1 protein-coding gene and 2 pseudogenes are annotated in these 2463 nt (G+C 54.2%); 2 read left to right on the top strand and 1 reads right to left on the bottom strand.

What is annotated here, in order from left to right; genetic code table 11:
* Nucleotides 1–139, top strand: a pseudogene (locus tag ACO6BQ_RS12365) (secretion protein HlyD); the annotation flags it as partial.
* A gap of 10 nt (nt 140–149) precedes the next feature.
* Nucleotides 150–2102: a methyl-accepting chemotaxis protein gene (locus ACO6BQ_RS12360; protein ID WP_489121404.1), complete on the top strand. Its 1953-nt coding sequence runs from the start codon at nt 150–152 to the stop codon at nt 2100–2102.
* 154 nt (nt 2103–2256) lie between these two features.
* On the opposite strand, the pseudogene ACO6BQ_RS12355 reads toward ACO6BQ_RS12360, so the two are convergent.
* Nucleotides 2257–2463, bottom strand: a pseudogene (locus ACO6BQ_RS12355) (hypothetical protein); the annotation flags it as partial.

The following is a 2463-nucleotide window of genomic DNA, read 5'->3' as shown; positions in this document are numbered from 1 at the left end:
GTCAGATTGGCGTAGATTTTTTCGTCCGAACAAGGAGGCAAACCGGACGCATAGCAAGGGCTATGTGGAGGATTTGCCGACACAGTGCGGGCAAAAAAGATGCGCCAAGATGATGGCGCTGAATTTATCAGTGCTTCCTAAAGTCAAAGATGCTCCTGTGGATTGGTACACCGCTCATCATCGTCTTTACTGCGATGGCGGCATTCTCCTACTGGAAAGCAAGCAGTATGATCGAGGAGGCAACGGAGCGCGAAATGCGAGCCCTCTCGGAGTACCATGCCGAGGAAGTCAATCGCATGGTCGAGGGACCACGCGGGATTCTGGAGGGGATCGGTCGCGTATGGTCGACAAATATGCCGACGGACGAGGACTTCCTCAATACGGCAGCTGATTTTACCAAGCGTCCTGACATTGACTCCATCTATATGGGTTTTCCACGGGAAGCAAATCATCCCTTCCTTTACAGCGAGGAGGGTATTGTCCCTCTCGACAAGTTTGACGCAACAAGCCGCCCTTGGTACAAGCTCGCAGAGTCCAAGGACGGCGTGCAAGTCAATGATGTTGACAAAAACCCACTCGACGGGAAAACAGTCCTCCCGTTCTCGCGTGCAATTCATCATAACGGACAGCTGCTCGCCGTAGTCGGTCTGGAGTTCAACTTTGCCGACATCCAGAACGCCATCAGCAAGATTAAGCTCCGTGAGCATGGTGCCGCATTCCTGCTCGATGAACACGGGCGCTTCATCTACCACTCCGCCCTTGGACTCGATGACAATGTCCACGCACAGGGTGAGGAAGACGCGCGTCGTTTGCTCTCAAAAGAGCCTATTTTCTTTACAAACACATATGCAGGTATTGAGAATTACTACGCCGTCCATCCGGTTGGCAACACGGGATGGTCGCTCGTTCTCTTCGTTCCGAAGGACGAGGTTCTCGCCGATGTGGACAACCTCAAGTGGACTATGATTATTGGGCTCATTGTCTCCCTCATTCTCATCGGTGCTCTGCTCTACAAGATCGCCGCTTCGATTGCGGGACCGCTTGAGAATATGGCTGGTGCGGCGCAGGAGGTTGCAAAAGGGAATCTTGCCATTGTCCCTCCCCAGCTCGACCGCGACGATGAGATCGGACAGCTCCATAACTCCCTGCTCACCATGGTCAAGAATCTGCGTGAGCTAATTCAAAAGACGGCACAGACCTCCGAGCAGCTTGCGGCCGCATCACAGGAACTGACTGCATCGGCAGATCAGTCGGCACAGGGCGCACAGAGTGCAACCGAGGCGATTGTGAAGATCACGGGCAGCACGGTAGAGCAGAACGAGGTCGTCGATCAGTCATTCAAAACGGTGGATGACATCACCCATGCGATCAACGATATCACTGCGGGTATTTCGGATGTCTCCGCCGCTACCCATCGCGCCGAGACAGCAACGGTTGAGGGTCAGCAGGGACTGAGCGTTGCGGTAAAGGGAATGAGCATCCTCGACCAAAGTGCAAAGGATGTCTCCGGGGCGGTCACAGCACTCTATGAGAGTTCCAAGCGCATCTCTGAGATTGTTGAAATGATCACCGAGATTGCAGGACAGACGAATCTCCTTGCCCTCAACGCCGCCATTGAGGCAGCGCGTGCAGGAGAACAGGGACGTGGATTTGCCGTCGTCGCCGAGGAAGTCCGAAAGCTCGCCGAGCAGTCTGAGACAGCTGCACAGGAGATTACGGGGCTCATCACCGAGAATGCGAACCGCATCGAGGACACGTTCAAGGTCATGCAGCAGCAGAAGGAGCACGTCGGCGAAGGCGTTAAGCAGGTCAACCAGGCGGGCGAGCAGTTTGACCGCATTGCGGGCGTTGTGAGCGAGCTCACCGAAAAAGTGGATGCCATCCTGAAGAGTACCGAGGGCATTAAGGCGGGCAGTGAGCGCATGGTCAGCTCGGTCGAGGCAGTCCAGAAGGTCTCGAACGCTGTCCACAGCGAGGCAGAAAACGTCTCTGCTGTCTCCGAGCAGCAGGCGGCATCCATGCAGGAGATCGCCGCATCCAGCCAGACACTCGCGCAGCTCGCGCAGGATCTGCAGCGCATCGTCGGGGGTTTCAAACTCTAAAACAGAAGAAGATATCGTCCTCTATTGGGGCGGTATCTTTTTTACGTTACAGCTCCGATCCAGATACTTAGGAATCGCTGATAAAATGAAGTCCGTCAGATTGGCGTAGATTTTTTCGTCCGATTGAGGAGGCAAACCGGACGCATAGCCAAAGCTATGTGGAGGATTTGCCGACGAAAAGCGGGCAAAAAAGATGCGCTAAGATGGCGTGGCTGAATTTATCAGTGCTTCCCTTATAGCCGCCTAGGATCTGCAGAGGCTTGCAGGACGCTTTTGCACTGAGATTTCTATAAACAAGCACACAAAAGGGGGCTGTTGCACGAAACCAACGTGCAGCAGCCTCAATTTTGTGCAAAAAACA

The organism is Centipeda sp. (in: firmicutes), from assembly GCF_057271695.1.
This window is presented reverse-complemented; position numbering and strand designations above follow the sequence as displayed.

What these genes read in the sequence shown, in the direction of transcription:
- ACO6BQ_RS12360 (WP_489121404.1), top strand. Translation starts at nt 150, where the DNA reads ATGCTCCTGTGGATTGGTACACCGCTCATCATCGTCTTTACTGCGATG.